Raw genomic sequence first — 18,047 nt, 5'->3', positions numbered from 1 at the left:
CACAGTTTTTATTTAACACTTGCATTATAGCTAAAAGTTACAATAATTCTTTGTAGAATTCCAATAACTGCTCAGCTAAAGCTTTATTTGTATAATTGCTCATCGCTCTATGATAACCCCGATCGCCCAAATCAGCAGCCAACTCGCCCCGCTCCATCAATTTCTGCAAACACTCTCGCAAAACCCCGGAATTTCCTTCTGGGAACAATAAACCCGCATCGCCGATGACGTGGGGAATTTCCCCGCAGTCTGAACCAATCACCGGAATGTGACAGGCCATCGCTTCAATTAAAACGTGACCAAATTGTTCTTTCCAGCCCACCGTGGTCAAAGTTTTGAATTTATAGCTAGTTTGCGAAGGCAATACCAAACAGTTCATTAAGTTAATGTAAGGGGGAATTTCTTCGTGGGAAACGCTTTCAACCCAGATTATTCGGTCGCTGATTCCCCATTCTCTACATTTTTCGGCGAGGTACGCTCGCAATTTTCCTTGTCCTACTAACAGCCACTTCCAAGAGCTTTTTTTTAACCCTGCCAAGGCTTCAGCTAAAGTCAACAATCCTTTTTCTTCGACAAATCGCCCTACAAATCCTACCACAAAATCGGTCGGTTTAATTCCTAACCTGCGCGATAAATCAGCGTCTTTACCAGTGCGGCGAAACAAAGTTTCATGTACTCCGAGTTGTGGCATTACTTTTACCGCACCTTGATAGCCCCGCTGCCGCAAAATTTTAGCTCCATCTAAGTTGCCTGCAATAATTCCGTCGGTGTGCTGAAGATTGTAATTTTCTAAGAGTGAAATGGGCCAATTCAATTGATAAGGCAGATTCCACCAAGTAAACAATATATTTTTTGCTTGGAGTTTGAGCAGTTTATTTAGTAAAATTAATTGAGCACAAGCGAGGGATTTTGAACCTTGTTCAACTTGAATTATCTGCGGCTTAATTTTCTGCAAAAGTTCAATTAAATCTCTACCAAAAGTTAGCAATCCTTGATTGTTTTGACTAAAGTTGGAGACGGGGACTACTTTAAATGAGCCTTTTTGATAAAATTGCGTTTCTATAATCTTATTTTGTACGCCTCCAGGTTTCCAACGCTGCGGCACTACAACTGTTACTTCAATATCGGGTTCTAGGTTGGCTAATATCTTGAATTTTTCCCGATTAATGTCCACAATATAGGTGTGACTAGCCACGAGAATTCTCATTTATTGGGAAGGGCGAATGGGAATAGGTAATTATTGAGCGTTAATCTTGTCTTGATGGCTATAACTTTGTCCATCATTCCACAGAGATTGAATTAGTGTATTTATAGCACTGAGAAAACCCAGGATATAAAAAGCAAATCTAGTTACAATTTTAATGGGCGAGGCGCTTTTATAACAAGGTGGATTTCCCAAAACGTGGCAGTCAAATAGTTTGGCAAAAAATCGCAGGCATTGAAAAGCTGTTAAATTTTTCAATCCCATGAAGAAATGGTTGTGATAAAATGTTACTTGATATTCGATCGATCGCGTACTGACATCGTGACACCCGCCGCTCTCTTCCCCCAAGTGAACTAAACACGCATTGGGATCGTACCAAATTTTCATGCCCGTCGATCGCAATCTCAAACAAAAATCCGACTCCTCCCGCACCGCACTCCCTGCAAACCGCTCATCAAACCTCAGCCCCCATTCGGCAAAAACCTGCCTGCGAAATGACATATTGCAGCCTCTAGCCGAGAGCACCTGCTGCGGTTTTACTGTATGCACCAAATCGATAAAATACCAGGCAATGCCCGCATCCATCGCTTCTGATGGCAAATATTCGATCGCCAAATCGCCTCCAGAATTATCCAGTTTCATTCTGTCAAAAACCCGGCCCGCCACACATCCCACATCGGGTTTTTCTAAATAGTTGTCAGCGTGAGCTGCCAAAAAACCATCTGGCAATTGTACATCATCATCAATAAATAAAATAATCTCTCCCACTGCGCGCCGCACTGCATAATTTCGAGCAGCAGGCAAACTAGCCCAATCTACCCGAAACCAGCGAATTTTGCCCGCATTTGCCAATTGCTCTAAATAAACTTGAGTTTCCGATTCGTGGGTGCGAGTTTGATCAATTACCAGCACTTCAAAATTCGGGTAATTTTGCCGAATCGCATCAGCCAATGTCTCTCGCAGAGGTTGTTCACGGTTGTAGGTAGGTATCACAACAGAAATCATCATTTGCAGTTGCCACTTTGCTTATTTCTCTACACGCCAAAGCCAGCCATCGCTTGGTTTGTAAATTGATGTAATTTTATATTTTTGCACTTTTTCTAGTTCAAATTTTAATGCTTCTGTAGCTCGGTAGAGAAATACATCGCTAAAACCATCAGGAATTTTGACTTGTTCGGGTTTAACTGCCAACAAAAGCTGTACTTGCGGCTTCAGCAGATAGCTGACAGACAGTATTTTTCCTGTGATGTTGTTACCTCCGTGAGTGATTACTAAAGGTTTTTTCGCTTGATTTACAATCGCCGCTACTTGCGGATTGTATTTAGTGCTAGAAGGATATTTGTTCCACCACAGTTGCGACTGTGAGCTGACGGCACAAGAAACTATTCCACTCGATATTATGGCTATTAAACCGAGCTGCCACAGTTTTTGCTGGCGGGGATTGGTAGCGACTTTAATTTTAGCGGTGAATAGGTAGGCAACAGCTATCTGGATTGCTAAAATATAGGGAACCAGATAGCGATCGGCAACGCCTCGCACTGCTATCAATACTATCGCTGTAATTCCGATCGCTGTCAAGACAAACAGCCAAACTCGTTTAGGAGTTGAGCGGCAGAGCGAGTATATTGAATGTGCGATCGCTAACAGCAATACGGCTACTACAATCACTCTGATTAAATCTGTAGTCATATTTATAGAACCAGATTTGATGATTCCGCCCGCCCAATGCGTGTCGATAAATATTCGGCAGGTAATGAGAATTAAAGGTTTAAGTGAAGATATGAAAGACAGGGAAAGGCGGGGCAAGCCTACTGTTGCTTCGATTTTTGGCGCGTTCTTCAGTAATACCCAAATCCAAGGAGCAAAAAGAATTATTGCTATTGTGGCAGTTACTAAATAAGTAATTAATGTCTTGCCAAAACGCCAATTCTCCTGGATAATTACATAAATGCCATGGGTCAATATTACTAAAAAAAATAATAAACTACAATACAGTCCTAAAGTCAGGGCGATCGCATAAATAAACCAAACAGCCTTACTAAATTTAGATGTGCTGGGAGAATTTTGTAGGGCGATCCTCTTGGTTGGCGTAGCCCCCGTAGGGGCGGGCTTCGCTAACGCCCGCAGCAGAATTGCATTCGACAACAAAACCAGGACTGCAAACATCATGTACGGTCTTGCCTCTTGCGCGTACAAGACGTGAAATGGTGAAACAGCAACGATTGTAACAGCCACCCATGCCACAGACGCAGAGCGAAATAATTCCCAGCACAGCCAATAAATGCTGGGAAAAACTAACAAACTAATCAAAGCTGAAAGACTTCTGACAGTCGCCACTTGCGGGTCGAACAACTGCACCCAAAATCGGGCTAAAATAAAATACAGCGGCGATAGTTGGGGTTCTTCTGTAGCTAAACCTTTAACAGTATCCCACCAAGTTTTTTCGGAATTTATCTGTTGGTATTTCCGCTGGAAATCTGCGACGCTAATTGTTTTGCCTTGAAAATCTTGCTGCACCATTTCCGTCCAAGTGTAGCCAGAAATTCGCAGCGAGGTTATAGATTCGTCGAACGAATAGACTTTGCGATCCAGATTAGTAAAGCGGAACCATATCCCCGTTATTAAGATGACGACAATTAAAAATTTTAACGAAATTCGATGCAGCCGCCCATTTTGAATTGATTTGGTGTTCATACAATCAGAAATGGGGAAATGAAGAAAGAAGGATTTAGTTATTTAGGACAGAGGGAGTAAACAAGAAGGAATAAAGAATGAGAAATTGGTTTCAATAGCCCCTATATTTCTCTAGAGGCTTCTTCCTTCTTCCTTCTTCCTTCTTCCTTCTTCCTTCTCCCTTCTTCCTTCAGATTAATTCCCCATTTCCATCAGATAGCTATGTGTTGCTGAACGGCTAAAACTAAACTTTCAGTCCAAAAATTAGCCAATTCGGCACTGGCAGCTTCCACCATAACTCGAATTAGCGGTTCAGTGCCAGAAGCGCGCACCAAAACCCGTCCCTGTTCTCCCATTGCTGTTGTAGCACGATCGATCGCACTTTGCATTGCCTCGCACTCCTGCCATTTCAGGCGTTTTTCGCGATCGTCCACCCGAATATTTCGCAGCAACTGCGGATAAGTTTGGAAACTGCCACTTACCAATTGTGCCAAAGATTGCCCGGACTGGCGCACCAGCGAAGCCAAATGCAAAGCTGTCAGCAAACCGTCGCCGCTGACACCGTAATGCGGACAAAGAATGTGTCCAGACTGTTCGCCGCCCAACATCGCACCAGTGCGCTGCATTTCAGCGTGAACGTACTGATCTCCGACGTTGGTTCTAGTTAGTTTGCCCCCCAATTCTTCCCAAGCTCGCTCGAAGCCGAGGTTAGCCATTACAGTAGAAATAATTAAATTGGATGGTAACTGTTGGGAGTCGCGCAACTGCCGGCCCCACAGATAAAGAATGTAATCGCCGTCAATCGTTCGCCCTTGGTTGTCAACACACAAAACTCGATCGGCATCGCCGTCAAAAGCAAATCCCAAATCGGCATTGTGTTCCAAAACAGCCGCTTGCAAACTGTCGAGATGAGTAGAACCGCAGTTAACATTAATACGAGATCCATCAGGAGAGTCGTGCAAACAGATCACATCCGCCCCCATTTGCGCGAACACCGCCGGCGCCAAACCCGCAGCGGCCCCCCAAGCCAAATCCAAAACTATCCGCATTCCCTCCAAATTCATCTCTTGCAGCGAATCACAGAGCGAAGTGGCATAATCTTTAACCAACTCAGCGCGATGGTAGTGGTGCCCCCAAGCCAAGCTAGCAACCGGAACCTTTGCCCCCCGGATTCCCGCTTCGATTTGTTCCTGCAACTGCTGCGACAGCTTCGAGCCGTTTGAGCCGAAAAATTTAATGCCGTTGTCTTCTGGGGGATTGTGAGAAGCCGAAATCATCACTCCGCCGACCGACTCCGAAACGCTTGCCAGATAAGCAACGCAGGGAGTGGGACACAATCCCAAATTCCACACTTCCAAACCGGCGGCTGTCAAACCCGCTGACAGTGCCATTGCCAGCATATCGCTGGAATTCCTGCTGTCTTGCCCCAAAATCACAGGCCCCTGGTTGGGGGAATGTTGCCGTAGAACTTGTCCAGCCCAGAAGCCGACTTGCAGGGCTAGGGGTGCATTCAGCAATTCTCCAACTTTCCCGCGAATGCCGTCTGTGCCGAAGAGTTTGGTATTGGGCAGGGGGAGGCTATCTCCCACCAGAATCGTATCGCGTTTGACTGGCTGTACCGAGTTAGCAGCCGGAAACTCGCTGCCACGAGGGCGCGAAGGTGTCTGAACCATATTCACTCCTTTAGGAATATTCACACTCACACTTTGGGTTCATGTTACAACTGAAAGTCTTTATTTTCAGCCTAAATAGCATTTATTTCGTCAATTGCTGAGGCAACTTGCTCAGACAACCTACGCACAAAGCTTAACTTCATCGGAAAAATTTGTATTGTATCTAAGGGAAAAACTTTTAGTACCGGGGCGCGCCCACGCCACGAAACCCGGTTTCTTTCTGTCTCCAGGCGTGACGCTGCTGCGGTTTGAGCCGATCAGCAACTGCGGGTATAGAAGGTTAATGCTGTATTGCCATATACTTTCTGGCGGCAAATTTCTAGACCGGAAATCGGTTGTGTCGATCGCTCCGGGCTGTGTTCGACGGCCATTTCGCCATTTGGTGCTAGCATTTCTTGGCTGGCGATCGTGTTTAACACAGGTTCGTACAAGTCGCTGGCGTAGGGCGGATCGAAGTAAATGCGATCGAACTGCTGCCCCGCTAGTGTCGCCAACTTCGCCGTCGCGTTTCCTCGCAGTATTTGGAATGTTTGGGACGAGTCTGCTACTTGCTCCCAGTTTTCGCGGATAATTGCACAAGCTTTCGCCGACTGTTCGATGCCAGTGACACTCGCTGCTTGACGACACAAAGCTTCTGCACCCATGGAACCGCTGCCGGTACAAATGTCAAGCCATCTGCAATCTGCGATCGTCCCTTGCCAAATATTAAATAAAGCTTCTCTGACTCGCGAAGGTGTAGGGCGAGTTGCGAGTCCCGGCAGAGTTTTGATTTGGCGATTGCCACTGATTCTTAGGCTCATTTAGGAAGAAGGAAGTTCGGCAACGGATTTGGTAACGGATGTAACGGATGTCAGGAAGAAAAAAGAAGGAAGTTCGGCAACGGATTTTGTAACGGATGTCAGGAAGAAGGAAGAAGACTTTTAAAAATGTCAAACCCGGTTTCGGCAATCTACCGGGTTTTTTTAAAGATTCATGCCACCTAAGCAGGTACTTTTTCCCTCACTAGACTGACAAAATTTGACAGCATTTGCAATCCCGTACTCGAAGACTTTTCCGGGTGAAATTGCACGGCCATCAGATTATCTTTAGCTATAGCCGCCGTCACGTTTTGACTACCGTGAGTCACAATTGCCGATCGCACTTCCAAATCCACCGGATCGACATAATAAGAATGCACGAAATAAACCCAAGGATCAGACGGTAAATTTTGCCACAGCGGCAAATTCTGCTGAGTAAATTGCAATTGATTCCATCCCATGTGGGGAATTGTCAAACCCGGTTCCGAGCGAAATCGGCGCACTTTTCCCGCAATAACGCCCAATCCCGGTTCTACACCTTCTTCGGAACTTTCAAACAGAATTTGCAAACCCAAACAAATGCCTAAAAAAGGTTTTCCCGAGGCGATCGCCCTTTTTATCGGTTCTATCAAATTGCGCGATCGTAAATTCTGCATTGCCGGGTCAAACGAACCCACCCCCGGCAAAACCACCGCATCAGCCTGCTCGATTATAGCAGGAGAATCTGTTATTTTTGGCACTGCACCCACATTTTCCAAGCCTTTACAGACCGAGTGCAGATTGCCCATGTCATAGTCCACTACTGCAATGACAGACATTGACTTACTTGCCTTATATTATCAATATAAGTATTATTGCACAAATATGACGGCGAAAATCCTGCTAACCTCATTTGATACTTGGCTTCCCCATCAGAAATCCAATTCTTCCGACGACTTATTAGCTAAGATTTCCCAAATCAAATCTTTGCCTGATTCCCTGACTTTTTTGAGGAAACTGCCAGTAGATTTTCAGCTAGCACCTAATTTAGCGATCGCCCAAATCAACCAACTACAACCCGATACTATTATCTGCTGCGGTATGGCCGAAAGCAGGCAAAAGTTAACTATAGAATCTTGCGCTTGCTGCGATCGCGACATTCGGCAAACATCAGTTAATCTCGAACCGCTAGTCGCTGATTTAGCTGCAACAGAAATCAGTCACGAAGCCGGAAAATTTGTTTGCGAAGCCCTGTATTATGCAGTTTTAAAACACCTTGCAGATTCTCAACTTAGCACCAAATGTATTTTTGTACACGTACCAATTTTGACAGAAGAAAATGCCGACAAAATTGTCGCCGATTTTTTATTAATTTTAACTCGCCTCCCTTAACAACTAACAACTAACAACTGACAACTGCCAACTAACAACTAACAACTGACAACTGACAACTGACAACTGCCAGTTGCCAACTGCCAAGTCTTTAGCCTCCGTAATTCCAACCGGTGCTTTCTAGCAGCAACGGATTTCCTTCTCGGTGGACGCCGGCTGCCAAAACTTCTCCCACATAAACTGTGTGGTCTCCGTGTTCCACAGAACCGACAACTTTGCACTCGATGTAACCCAGAGAATCCGAGATAATCGGACAACCAGTTTCCGCGCCCGGATAAAATTCTACATCTTCAAATTTATTGCCAACGCGGCGCTGCTGCTTGAAGAATTTCTGGGCTAACTCTTTTTGCCCTGCTTCTAGGAAACTCAAAGCAAAGACACCGCTGGCTTTGATCATGCCGTGGGATTTGGAGTCTTGCTTAACGCAGTTGACAACTAAGGGAGGGGTAAAGGAAGATTGCATCACCCAGCTAGCGGTGAAACCGTTGACTTCCTCCCCGTCTTTGACACCGCAGATGTACAATCCGTGAGGGATTTTCCGCAAGATGGTCTTTTTAGCTTGTTCGTCTAGCACGGGCTTACCTGTTCGATCGATAATTCTACACCGCTCAGTTTACCAATGTCGGGTCCACAAACCCACCTGTCTTAAGGGCTATTCGCTAATATTCCCTTTTTAGATCCCAAACTTGACACCAGTTTTCAGTGAAAATTAACAACTCACAACTATTATGAAACTCCATACTTTTTAAACCAATCTTGCATCCGTTTCCAAGCATCCTTAGCTTCTTTTTCCCGGTAACTGGGGCGATAGTCGGCGTTAAAAGCGTGCGGCGCATCTGGATAAAGCACAATTTCCGAACCACTGCTGCCAGTTTTGAGAACTTCCTGCATTTTCTCAACTGTATCGTTGGGAATTGACTGGTCTTTGCCCCCGTAAAGCCCCAATACAGGCACTTTCAAAGTTGCTGCAATGTCGATCGGCTGTTTGGGAGTTAAAGCCGTAGAATCGCCAACCAAACGCCCGTACCAAGCCACTCCAGCTTTGACTTTCGGGTTATGGGAAGAGTACAGCCAAACAATTCTGCCACCCCAGCAAAATCCTGTAATTCCCAACTTATTAATATTGCCTTTTCCTGATTTTTGTGCCCACTCTACGGTTGCATCTAAATCAGACATAACTTGAGCGTCGGGAACTTTCGAGACAACTTTACTAATAATTTCTTGAACCTCGGTGAGTTTAGAAACATCACCTTGACGGGCAAACATTTCTGGGGCGATCGCTAAATAACCTAATTTAGCAAAACGGCGGCAAATATCTTGAATGTGGGCGTGAACTCCGAAAATTTCTTGAATTACTAAAATTACTGGAAAATTGCTGCCGCTGGCTGGCATTGCTCTGTAGGCTGGAATTGAGCCGTCTTTGACGGGAATTTTTACCTCACCTGCAACTAAACCAGCAGCATCGGTATTGATAACGGCAGCCGCAATAGGATGAACTGCTAACGCAAATCCGGCGCTTAATGCGGTGACAGTAATAAATTGTCTGCGAGTTAAATCTTTCATCGGTAATGGGGAATGGGGAATGGGGAATGGGCATTGGGCATTGGGCATTGGTAATTGGTAATTGGGCATTGGTAATTGGAACTAACCAATGACTAATGACTAATGACTAATGACTACTGACTAATGACTACTGACGGAAAAGCCGATCGTGCTCTGGATGGTACAAGCGCGATCGTCCTTCTGCTGATTTTCCCAACGCCGGACTAATAACATACATTGTCGTTCTGATTAAATTATTTTCGCGCGTAGCAACGGCCATTTTGTCAAGGGGAACTAGCACAATTTTTTCATCCGGCCAGCCCAACCGATAACAAATCGCTACAGGCAAATCCGATGGGTAATGTTCCATCAATTTAGCTTGAGCTTGTTCGACATGGCGGGCGCTCAAATACAGGCACAAACTCGCTTGGTGAGCCGCTAAACTCGCCAATTCTTCGCGTTCCGGTACTTCGGTTCGACCGCTAATTCTGGTCAAAATAATTGTCTGTACAATTCCCGGAACTGTCAACTCAATTTTAAGTTTAGCCGCCGCAAGTTGGAAAGCGCTAATTCCCGGAATTACCTCAAAAGCAATTCCCTCGCAGGCCAAAGCTTGCATTTGTTCGCCCACAGCCCCGTATAGACAGGGATCGCCCGAATGGAGGCGGACGACGCTTTTTCCGTCCCGCACTCGTTCCACCATCAAAGGTACAATCTCTTCGAGGGTCTTATCCGCAGTTTGGATCACTTCAGCATCTGCGCGCACCCCCTGCAAAATTTGCTCTGGAACTAACGAGTCAGCAAATAATATGACATCGGCTGCAGCCAGTAATTTTTGAGCCTTAACAGTCAACAAATCCGGGTCTCCTGGGCCTGCACCTACAATGTATACCCCTGGAATTAGGGATTCAATCTCTGTCAAACTCATTGCTGCTAAAAAATTTGCTAAATTTACGGACTCTTCCGGATGTACCTATTTTGGTTGGAAGTAATAGATGGTAGATGCACCCTGGTTTTGAACCCTAGAGACTAACCTCTCTGGGGTTTTTTATTGATCCTCTGGCAATTTCGGAGTGATATTTGCCCGATCGCTATTGGGGGAGACAACATCGGGTAAAGGTCGATCAAGCAAATAAAGCCAAGCTAACCCGCCCAACCCTAACACAATCCCAGTCAAGCTTACCATCTGTGCCGTCCGCAGCGGCCCGAACATCAAACTATCAGTTCGCAACCCTTCAATCCAGACTCTACCGGAACTGTAAGCTGCGATATAAACCAAAAATAAAGCACCAGTTTTTAAGCGAATTTTGCCCTGCAAATCGCGGAAAAATAAAGTTAGAAGCAACCCAAATACTGTCAAATTCCACAGGGATTCGTAGAGAAATGTGGGGTGGAAGTATTCAAAATTAGCATAGGCGGGCGGGCGGCTGTTTGGCGGAATATAGAGTTTCCAAAGCAAATCCGTAGGACTGCCAAAAGCTTCGGAGTTAAAAAAATTTCCCCAGCGTCCGATCGCCTGACCGAGAATTGCCGAAGGCGCGATTAAATCGGCCAATTGCCAAAAAGAAACTCGCTGGATTTTCGCAAAAATTAAAGCTGCGATCGTTCCACCCAAAATCGCCCCGTGAATTGCAATTCCGCCTTTCCAAATTGCAATAATATCTTCAGGCCTCTGGGCGTATTGCTGCCACTCAAAAGCCACGTAATAAATTCGAGCGCAGGGAATAGCGCCCAGAACCAGCCAAATTGCCAAATCACCCAATAATTCGGGATTTACGCGGCGTTTTTGGGCCAAGTATTGGGACAGACTGACCCCAATCAAGACGGCAGAAGCTATCAACAGCCCGTACCAGCGAATGGCTACGGGGCCAAGTTGAAAGATAATTGGGCCGGGCGATGTAAATTGAAACGCTAAGGGCAGAGCAAGAATATTTAGCACCATAAAAGTTGCATTAATTGTGATGGAAAACTGTTAAATTTGCACACCCTTTAACAAACTCCAGAGTTTATTTTAGGTGGCTGCGGTCATTTACACGCAATATTTGGGGAATTTTGCCAAAAAAGAAGGAAGAAGGAAGAAGGAATACCGTATGGGGAAAAGGCCATTAAGAACGTCCGAACCGTCGGGCGCGGTTGCTTGCTATACCTTGTGGCTTCTGCATAAGTGGCTTGAGGAGGATTAACGGCAGTTTTGGTCGAGAAGTTTTAATATGGAGGATGGCTTTAAATTTTCTGATGACCTATGTCTCCTACTTCCGTTTCTCAGGTGTACTCTTCTGGTAATTCCAGGGGTGCGAATCAGTCTCGCAAGACTGCTGCTTTGGCTGTTGAGTCGGGTAAAATTCCGCCCTTGCTGGGGGCGAGTTTAGCTGAGTTAACGGAGTGGGTGCAGCAGCAGGGACAACCGGCTTATCGGGGAAAGCAGTTGTACCAGTGGATTTATGAGAAAGGTGCGCGATCGATCTCTGACATTTCTGTATTCTCGAAACAGTGGCGCGAGACTGTTGCTAAAATTCCGATCGGGCGATCGACAATTCACTATCGATCTGTCGCACCAGACGCCACCGTAAAGTATCTCTTAAAATTGGCAGACGGTCAAATCATTGAAACAGTCGGCATTCCCACCGATAAACGGCTGACTGTGTGCGTCTCAGCCCAAGTTGGCTGCGCGATGGGCTGCGACTTTTGCGCTACCGGAAAAGGCGGTTTCAAGCGCAATTTAGAAGTAAACGAAATCGTCGATCAAGTCTTGACAGTACAGCAAGATTTCGGCCGCAGAGTCAGCCACATCGTATTTATGGGAATGGGCGAACCCCTGCTGAATTTCGATAACGTTGTAGCTGCTGTCAAGTGTTTGAATCAAGACGTAGGAATTGGACAGCGAAACATCACTATTTCCACAGTCGGGATTCGCAATCGCATCAGCCAACTAGCTGAACATCAACTGCAAGTTACCCTCGCCGTCAGCCTCCACGCTTCCAATCAAAGATTGCGCGAAGAGTTAATTCCTAGCGCCCGCCCTTATCCTTTGGGTGAGTTAATCGCAGAATGTCGGGAATATGTGCGATCGACTGGGCGCAGATTAAGTTTTGAATACGTACTTTTAGCAGGTGTGAATGACTTGCCAGAACACGCAGCCGAGTTGGCTAGTCAGTTGCGCGGCTTTCAGTGTCACGTCAATTTGATTCCTTATAATCCGATTCAGGAAGCTGAATATAAGCGACCGACTCCCAATCGAATTAACAGTTTCGTTGCGACTTTGAAGGAAAAGAAAATTGCAGTTAGCGTGCGCTATTCTCGCGGATTAGAAGCAGATGCAGCCTGCGGACAATTGCGGGCATCCGAGATTTAGGATTGGATTTTTAACCGCTAAAAATTGTCCTACGGTGCGTCAGAGTGCGTTATTTTATCGATGATTATAGCAATCCTAAATGAGTTGTAAATGTTTTACCCCACCCCAACCCTCCCCTTACTAAGGGGAGGGAGTAAGAAATTCACCAATGATTTAGGATTGGCTATATCTTCTGACACACTCTACTAATTTAGCTACAAGCGTTTAACAAGTATCCACCGCAACTCTAACGGCGGTGTTTGTTGCACAGAAAATAAATCGCGCCCGCTAGCCCAACTGACAAACCAAGGTGTCGGCGGCCACGCAGAGTCAGGCAAATGTTTCTGTTCGTATTCAATTACCGATTCATCAGAAATAATTTCTAACGGCAAACCCTCGATTGCTGCTTGCAATTCTTGCCTGGTAATCAGATAAGACCAACACAATTCAGACATTTGTTTTGCCATCTCATCGGGTTCGTACCCCTCTACAGCTAAGAAAGCACTGAATAATATAAACCCGCTGCTTAAAACAGCATCGGACATTTTGCCGAGGAAAAGACGAATTTGTTCGGGATAGCGGAAGTGAGAGAGAACTTCGGTAGCAATGGCTAATTTGTACCGATAAGTTTTCATCCTCAATAATGGGTCTAAAACGTCGCCTTGGGTGACATTTATCGGCAAGTTTTCGGCGGTTGCTGCTGCTGATAGCTTCTCGGCAAATATCGGTGTTAGTTCGATCGCATCCACGGAATGACCTAACCTTGCTAAAGGCAAACTATTGCGCCCCGGGCCCGCACCAACATCTAAAATAGGTGTTTTTCCCGGTTCGCCTAATTCGGCAGCAATGGCGATGACTTTGGCATCGGGATTGCTGCCGAATAAAGGTTCGGGGCGAATATCCGGCCAGCTATGATATTTTTGGGCCATTGATTCGATTTGAATCTGGGTATTCAGAGTAATGCCGCCAGCTAAACCGCTTTGGGAATTGGCGGGAAAATATGAGACTATTAGATTAGCGTGGGGGGAATTTTTGAATCCTTCTGCTAAGGCGTTGGCGATTAATGTTCGCAAGTTTTCGGCTTGGGCAGCGTCTATGTTTTGTCCGAGAATGTTTAAGAAGTCAGAGAGTAATTTAAGATAGTCGTCTAGCATCGATGGCAAGCAAGGCAGATAGAATTCTCCCTTGATGCCGATGTTCTTTTTGAGCCTTTCTTTGAGAATTAATTTCAGGGGATTGGAGTCAGTCAGCGGCGGGCCTGTTTCGGGTGATTCGCTGACGGGCAATTGGGCAATAGATGCGGCACTGGTGAGGTTTTTAGTCACAATCTTTTTGATTAGATTCGGCAATAAGTGCGATCGCACCGAGCATAATCTTGTGCTCTTGCACCTGAATTCGAGCGTGCAGTGTTTCTGCTGTATCATCAGGCAATACCGGCACCGCAGCCTGCATTAAAATCGGCCCGCTGTCTACTTCTAAACGGGCAATATGCACCGTACATCCAGTGATTTTAACCTTGGTGGCTAGTGCTTGCTCGACGGCGCGAATTCCTGGAAAACTCGGCAGTAAGCTGGGGTGAATGTTTATAACGCGATCGGGAAAAGCATCAAACAAAACTTTGGTAACAATTCGCATCCAACCCGCCATCACGACCCATTCTACATCATAATCTTGGAAAGTTTTGACAATTTTTGTATCTAATTCTTCGCGACTTTTGCAGTCGCGGTGATTGAGAAGAATCGAGGGAATGCCGTATTTTTCGGCTCTGGCTGCGGCTTTGGCTTCGGGATTGTTGTAAATTAATACTGGGATTTGAGCGTTGAGTTGTTGGTTTTGGATGGCTTGGGCAATTACCTCGAAATTGCTGCCGCTTCCTGATGCCAAAACTCCTACTTTTAATGGAGTGTGAGCGGGAGCGATTCTCTTCGTTGGCGTAGCCCCCTTAGGGGCGGGCTTCGCTAACGCACTTTTGCCAATCTCAGGAGAAATGAGGCAGGCATTGGAATTAACAGATACTGGATTAGCGGTCATTCGATTTTAGATTTTAGATTTTAGATTTTGGAGGCGACCCCACGGATTAATTCGGGGCTTGAGGATTTTAGATTTTAGATTTTGGATTGATTCCACGGATTAATCACGTGGCGGGTACTATCAAGAAATTCGCTTGTCATCAAGATAAAAACTATTCACTCGTATTCTACTATAGAGGTAAATGGTGCTTGGTCGCACTCTACATGGAAATATTGGCTAAGTCCTAAGTATATTTGGTTATGTGACTTACTGATTCAACCCTATTCTACAATATTACCAAAAAACTCTTCCCTGAGAATCGAATAAAGTTTTAGATCCCAATATCTGCCTTTTACAAATAGCTGCTGTCGCAATATCCCTTCCAATTGCATCCCCACTTTTTCCATCACCCTAGCTGAAGCAATATTGTTAACTTCACATCGAGCCACAATTCGATTCAGCAACATCTCCCGAAAACCGAAGTCAATCACTGCATTGACAGCCTCGCTCATGTATCCTTCGCCCCAATATCTTCTAGAAAGTGCGTAGCCAATTTCCGCCCGGCTGTGCGTCATGCTCCATTCCACAAATCCGCAAGTACCGATAAATTTTTTCTCGGCTTTGTGGACGATTCCCCAATCTACAAGCTCTCGTCTTTTGTACATTTTAGTAATGGATTTTAGAAAGTATTTAGTATCTTCGATAGATGTGTGAGTTGACCACATTGTGTATTCTGATACTTCCGGGTTGCAAGCATACTCAAACATATCGCTAGCATCGTTTAAAGTAATTTTTCTGAGCAGGAGCCTTTCAGTTTCTATAGTGGGTAAATGAGCTAATATATCGAGAAGATTCATTTTGACATTGACCTATATTGTGATACCATTTAAAACTAAAAGCTAAAATTTACAAGCCAATGGTTCGGATTAAATTTGGGCGTTTTAACTGGTTGGATAATGATACGATCGCAGCTTGGACTTTCTTGGCCCCAGCTTTGCTGTTTTTGGGTACTTTTTTGATTTGGCCGATCGCCTATTTATTTTACCTCAGCTTTACCAGCGGCAGCTTTACCCAGTCGGGAGTGCGTTGGATTGGCTTCAACAACTACTGGCGTCTAGTCACAAACCCGGATTTCTGGCAAATTCTCCAAAACACGCTCTATTTTACTACTGCAACAGTCATTCCCAGTTTATTGATTCCATTGGGTTTGGCAGTTTTGCTAAATCGCTCGTTTGCTTGGCGAGGAGCTCTCCGCACCGCTTATTTTATTCCTTCGATTACCTCTCTAGTTGCAGTTGGCTTGGGTTGGCGGTGGTTGTTTCAAACCGAAGGCCCGGTGAATAATGCCCTAAGTGCGATCGGCTTAAATCCAATTCCTTGGCTGAGTAGCACAGTTTGGGCAATGCCAGTGATCATTCTGCTCAGTGTTTGGAAACAATTAGGCTTTAATATGGTAGTATTTTTAGCAGGATTACAAGCAATTCCGGTAAATCGTTACGAAGCCGCAGAATTGGATGGAGCTAATGCTTGGCAGCAATTTTTGTACATCACTTTACCCGGTTTGCGGCCGACTTTAGTATTTGCTACCGTCACTACTGCTATTTTTACCCTGCGGAGTTTCGAGCAAGTTTACGTCATCACCGGCGGCGGCCCTTTGAACTCTACTAATTTGCTAGTTTATTATATTTACGAGCAAGCTTTTTCGCAATTTGATTTTGGCTATGCAGCCGCTGCAGCAACTTTCCTGATGGCTATAGCTTTGATATTAGTCTATTTACAACTAAAAGTTTGGGGCGAAGATGCTTGATATCACGTCCGGTAGCATCCTTCGTGTATGGGCGGGGCGCGTTTACGAGATTGTTTGTTTTAGGCAATTATTATTGGTAAAACTCGCCCATACACGCAAATTATACAATTAACCATGTCCAATGCCCAATTACTAATTCCCAATTTTATACTCCATGTGCTCTGCTGTTTGTTCAGCTTGTCCTGTACCCAAAAGTTTCCCGACAACGTGCAAAGACATATCAATTCCCGCAGCAATTCCCCCAGAAGTGATGATTTTGCCGTTATCTACAAATCGCTGATTTTCGATAATAGTTGTGTTAGGAGCTAATTCTCTCAATAACTCCAATGCCTGATGGTGGGTAGTTGCTGCCAAACCTTCCAACAAGCCAGCTTTTGCTAAAAGCAGCGAACCCGTACAGACAGAAAGCACTAATTCTGCTGTTGGCGCACAATCTTTTATCCAATTAACAACTGCTGAATTATTGATTAACTTTCTCGTACCTTGCCCTCCCGGTACAATTAAAATATCCGGTGGCGGACAATCGAAAATGGTGCAGTCGGGATTTATGCTCAAACCGTTGCGGGCGTTGACAGCACCGGGATGTTGGGCTACGGTAGAGACGGCAAAAGGTTGATCGCCTTTACTTAATTCTGATGTCACCGAAAACACTTCAAAAGGGCCTGCAAAGTCCAGTACCTCGACATCATCGAACATTAAAATAGCTACATTCCTACTTGCCATAAGACATACTTCTGATAGAGACCAAAAATATCGGCGATTTGTTATCGTAGAACTGGTATTATTTAAATTATTAAAGCTATGCCGAAAAAAAATCGCCATCGCGCCCTAAAAATCAGTTTTTTGTGTCTTGCTTGTGCCTTAGCAATTGCTGTAGCACCAATTTTTACACCAGCTCAATCCACAAGTCAATTAGAATTTCGCATTACTCAATTAGAACGTCAAATTTCTGAACTCCGAGGACAAATCTACAGTTTGCAGAATCAAAGTTCTAGAGTTAACCGGCCTCAGTCTTCTTCCCCTTCAGGTTCTGGTCGCACAAATCCTAGAACGCTGTCGGGAGACCCGATGTTTGACAATTTAGCAACCTTGGCAATTGAAACTAAGCAAGATGTTATTAAAATTCAAGAACGCTTGTCAAAGCTAGAAGCGTCGAGAAATCGCTAGAGAAGGAAGAAGGAAGGCACGACACGGATTTGGACACGGATACACGGATTAATTATTGAGCAAAAGTCGGGATTCAGAAGTCACGAGTCAGAAGGAAGAGGGAATAGGGAAGAGGAAAGGTACGACACGGATACACGGATTAATTATTGAGCAAAAGTCGGGATTCAGGAGTCACGAGTCAGAAGGAAGAGGGAATAGGGAATAGGGAAAAAGTTAGTAGTCAGAAGCAAGAGGGATGAAGTCATATTCTCCCCAACTCAAAACTCAAAACTTTCTCCCTCTCCCCCTCTCCCATTCTCTGACGTTGAGGTCGAGAACAGCAGGGTCTGCTAAAAATTAAGTTGCAGAACTATTCAATGATATGGAAATAATAGGCTGCAACCAAAAAATTGATTGCTAACAGCAAGAGAAACCAGCCTGCGCGAAATGTGTAAGGGAATTTGCCCGTTTTCATCACGGAGTCGGATTTTAA

General features: G+C 45.1%; 19 protein-coding genes. 4 read left to right on the top strand and 15 right to left on the bottom strand.

What is annotated here, in order from left to right; genetic code table 11:
- Positions 1 to 37: 37 nt before the first annotated feature.
- From hpsO to hisH, 6 genes are all read right to left on the bottom strand, one after another.
- Positions 38 to 1,207: a hormogonium polysaccharide biosynthesis glycosyltransferase HpsO gene (gene hpsO, locus QT979_RS10100; RefSeq protein ID WP_333309576.1), complete on the bottom strand. Its 1,170-nt coding sequence runs from the start codon at positions 1,205 to 1,207 to the stop codon at positions 38 to 40.
- A gap of 30 nt (positions 1,208 to 1,237) precedes the next feature.
- On the bottom strand, positions 1,238 to 2,212 hold the full coding sequence (gene hpsN, locus QT979_RS10095; protein WP_333309574.1) for a hormogonium polysaccharide biosynthesis glycosyltransferase HpsN: 975 nt from the start codon (positions 2,210 to 2,212) through the stop codon (positions 1,238 to 1,240).
- A gap of 18 nt (positions 2,213 to 2,230) precedes the next feature.
- The gene (locus QT979_RS10090; RefSeq protein WP_333309571.1) at positions 2,231 to 3,898 is read right to left on the bottom strand and encodes a glycosyltransferase family 39 protein; all 1,668 of its coding nucleotides are present in this window, start codon (positions 3,896 to 3,898) and stop codon (positions 2,231 to 2,233) included.
- A 191-nt stretch (positions 3,899 to 4,089) separates the two neighbouring features.
- Complete coding sequence (gene glmM, locus QT979_RS10085) at positions 4,090 to 5,550, bottom strand: phosphoglucosamine mutase (RefSeq protein WP_333309657.1); 1,461 nt, start codon at positions 5,548 to 5,550, stop codon at positions 4,090 to 4,092.
- 257 nt (positions 5,551 to 5,807) lie between these two features.
- A complete protein-coding gene (gene rsmD / locus QT979_RS10080) occupies positions 5,808 to 6,350 on the bottom strand; it encodes a 16S rRNA (guanine(966)-N(2))-methyltransferase RsmD (RefSeq protein WP_333309568.1) in 543 nt (180 codons plus the stop codon).
- A 179-nt stretch (positions 6,351 to 6,529) separates the two neighbouring features.
- The gene (gene hisH, locus QT979_RS10075) at positions 6,530 to 7,165 is read right to left on the bottom strand and encodes an imidazole glycerol phosphate synthase subunit HisH (RefSeq protein ID WP_333309565.1); all 636 of its coding nucleotides are present in this window, start codon (positions 7,163 to 7,165) and stop codon (positions 6,530 to 6,532) included.
- Between hisH and QT979_RS10070 the strand changes: the two genes are divergently transcribed.
- A complete protein-coding gene (locus tag QT979_RS10070; RefSeq protein WP_445304769.1) occupies positions 7,155 to 7,718 on the top strand; it encodes a pyroglutamyl-peptidase I family protein in 564 nt (187 codons plus the stop codon). The two genes, hisH and QT979_RS10070, sit on opposite strands and share 11 nt — an antisense overlap.
- 91 nt (positions 7,719 to 7,809) lie before the next feature.
- Here QT979_RS10070 and QT979_RS10065 read toward each other — a convergent pair whose 3' ends face one another.
- From QT979_RS10065 to lgt, 4 genes are all read right to left on the bottom strand, one after another.
- Entirely contained in the window at positions 7,810 to 8,292 is a 483-nt protein-coding gene (locus tag QT979_RS10065; RefSeq protein WP_333084418.1) for a flavin reductase family protein, read from the bottom strand.
- Positions 8,293 to 8,444: 152 nt separating this feature from the next.
- Positions 8,445 to 9,350, bottom strand: coding sequence for a dienelactone hydrolase family protein (locus tag QT979_RS10060; RefSeq protein ID WP_333309562.1), 906 nt, complete (start codon positions 9,348 to 9,350; stop codon positions 8,445 to 8,447).
- Positions 9,351 to 9,408: 58 nt separating this feature from the next.
- The gene (gene cobM, locus QT979_RS10055) at positions 9,409 to 10,188 is read right to left on the bottom strand and encodes a precorrin-4 C(11)-methyltransferase (RefSeq protein ID WP_333309560.1); all 780 of its coding nucleotides are present in this window, start codon (positions 10,186 to 10,188) and stop codon (positions 9,409 to 9,411) included.
- A 120-nt stretch (positions 10,189 to 10,308) separates the two neighbouring features.
- Positions 10,309 to 11,202, bottom strand: coding sequence for a prolipoprotein diacylglyceryl transferase (gene lgt, locus QT979_RS10050; protein WP_333309557.1), 894 nt, complete (start codon positions 11,200 to 11,202; stop codon positions 10,309 to 10,311).
- Between the two features lie 300 nt (positions 11,203 to 11,502).
- On the opposite strand from lgt, the gene rlmN reads away from it, so the two are divergent.
- Entirely contained in the window at positions 11,503 to 12,612 is a 1,110-nt protein-coding gene (gene rlmN, locus QT979_RS10045; RefSeq protein ID WP_333215352.1) for a 23S rRNA (adenine(2503)-C(2))-methyltransferase RlmN, read from the top strand.
- Between the two features lie 194 nt (positions 12,613 to 12,806).
- Here the strand turns inward: rlmN and QT979_RS10040 are convergent, their stop codons facing one another.
- The 3 genes from QT979_RS10040 to QT979_RS10030 all read right to left on the bottom strand — a co-directional run bounded on the left by QT979_RS10040 (position 12,807) and on the right by QT979_RS10030 (position 15,458).
- Positions 12,807 to 13,916, bottom strand: a complete 1,110-nt coding sequence (locus QT979_RS10040) for a class I SAM-dependent methyltransferase (RefSeq protein WP_333309554.1) — start codon at positions 13,914 to 13,916, stop codon at positions 12,807 to 12,809.
- Positions 13,909 to 14,622, bottom strand: a complete 714-nt coding sequence (purN, locus tag QT979_RS10035) for a phosphoribosylglycinamide formyltransferase (RefSeq protein ID WP_333309551.1) — start codon at positions 14,620 to 14,622, stop codon at positions 13,909 to 13,911. Before purN ends, QT979_RS10040 begins: the two co-directional genes overlap by 8 nt.
- 260 nt (positions 14,623 to 14,882) lie before the next feature.
- Positions 14,883 to 15,458, bottom strand: coding sequence for a GNAT family protein (locus tag QT979_RS10030; protein WP_333215358.1), 576 nt, complete (start codon positions 15,456 to 15,458; stop codon positions 14,883 to 14,885).
- A gap of 59 nt (positions 15,459 to 15,517) precedes the next feature.
- Here QT979_RS10030 and QT979_RS10025 point away from each other — a divergent pair, with 59 nt between their 5' ends.
- Positions 15,518 to 16,408 (top strand): sugar ABC transporter permease, encoded by an 891-nt coding sequence (locus tag QT979_RS10025; RefSeq protein ID WP_333309548.1) that lies wholly within the window; start codon positions 15,518 to 15,520, stop codon positions 16,406 to 16,408.
- Positions 16,409 to 16,540: 132 nt separating this feature from the next.
- Here the strand turns inward: QT979_RS10025 and QT979_RS10020 are convergent, their stop codons facing one another.
- On the bottom strand, positions 16,541 to 17,131 hold the full coding sequence (locus QT979_RS10020) for a DJ-1/PfpI family protein (RefSeq protein WP_333309545.1): 591 nt from the start codon (positions 17,129 to 17,131) through the stop codon (positions 16,541 to 16,543).
- Positions 17,132 to 17,209: 78 nt separating this feature from the next.
- On the opposite strand from QT979_RS10020, the gene QT979_RS10015 reads away from it, so the two are divergent.
- Entirely contained in the window at positions 17,210 to 17,575 is a 366-nt protein-coding gene (locus QT979_RS10015) for a hypothetical protein (RefSeq protein ID WP_333215363.1), read from the top strand.
- A gap of 349 nt (positions 17,576 to 17,924) precedes the next feature.
- Here QT979_RS10015 and QT979_RS10010 read toward each other — a convergent pair whose 3' ends face one another.
- Positions 17,925 to 18,029 (bottom strand): photosystem I protein PsaX, encoded by a 105-nt coding sequence (locus tag QT979_RS10010; RefSeq protein WP_333097955.1) that lies wholly within the window; start codon positions 18,027 to 18,029, stop codon positions 17,925 to 17,927.
- Positions 18,030 to 18,047 lie beyond the last annotated feature (18 nt).

It is taken from the genome of Microcoleus sp. w2-18bC1, from assembly GCF_036700365.1.
Classification (GTDB): Bacteria; Cyanobacteriota; Cyanobacteriia; order Cyanobacteriales; family Microcoleaceae; genus Microcoleus.
Note: the sequence above shows the minus strand (reverse complement) of the source record. Positions and strands in the feature narration are given on the sequence as shown.

Coding starts and splice junctions, on each gene's coding strand:
- hpsO (WP_333309576.1), bottom strand. CDS start 1,207: ATGAGAATTCTCGTGGCTAGTCACACCTATATTGTGGACATTAATCGG.
- hpsN (WP_333309574.1), bottom strand. CDS start 2,212: ATGATGATTTCTGTTGTGATACCTACCTACAACCGTGAACAACCTCTG.
- QT979_RS10090 (WP_333309571.1), bottom strand. CDS start 3,898: ATGAACACCAAATCAATTCAAAATGGGCGGCTGCATCGAATTTCGTTA.
- glmM (WP_333309657.1), bottom strand. CDS start 5,550: ATGGTTCAGACACCTTCGCGCCCTCGTGGCAGCGAGTTTCCGGCTGCT.
- rsmD (WP_333309568.1), bottom strand. CDS start 6,350: ATGAGCCTAAGAATCAGTGGCAATCGCCAAATCAAAACTCTGCCGGGA.
- QT979_RS10070 (WP_445304769.1), top strand. CDS start 7,155: ATGACAGACATTGACTTACTTGCCTTATATTATCAATATAAGTATTAT.
- hisH (WP_333309565.1), bottom strand. CDS start 7,165: ATGTCTGTCATTGCAGTAGTGGACTATGACATGGGCAATCTGCACTCG.
- QT979_RS10060 (WP_333309562.1), bottom strand. CDS start 9,350: ATGCCCAATTACCAATTACCAATGCCCAATGCCCAATGCCCATTCCCC.
- cobM (WP_333309560.1), bottom strand. CDS start 10,188: ATGAGTTTGACAGAGATTGAATCCCTAATTCCAGGGGTATACATTGTA.
- lgt (WP_333309557.1), bottom strand. CDS start 11,202: ATGGTGCTAAATATTCTTGCTCTGCCCTTAGCGTTTCAATTTACATCG.
- rlmN (WP_333215352.1), top strand. CDS start 11,503: ATGTCTCCTACTTCCGTTTCTCAGGTGTACTCTTCTGGTAATTCCAGG.
- purN (WP_333309551.1), bottom strand. CDS start 14,622: ATGACCGCTAATCCAGTATCTGTTAATTCCAATGCCTGCCTCATTTCT.
- QT979_RS10030 (WP_333215358.1), bottom strand. CDS start 15,458: ATGAATCTTCTCGATATATTAGCTCATTTACCCACTATAGAAACTGAA.
- QT979_RS10025 (WP_333309548.1), top strand. CDS start 15,518: ATGGTTCGGATTAAATTTGGGCGTTTTAACTGGTTGGATAATGATACG.
- QT979_RS10020 (WP_333309545.1), bottom strand. CDS start 17,131: ATGGCAAGTAGGAATGTAGCTATTTTAATGTTCGATGATGTCGAGGTA.
- QT979_RS10015 (WP_333215363.1), top strand. CDS start 17,210: ATGCCGAAAAAAAATCGCCATCGCGCCCTAAAAATCAGTTTTTTGTGT.
- QT979_RS10010 (WP_333097955.1), bottom strand. CDS start 18,029: ATGAAAACGGGCAAATTCCCTTACACATTTCGCGCAGGCTGGTTTCTC.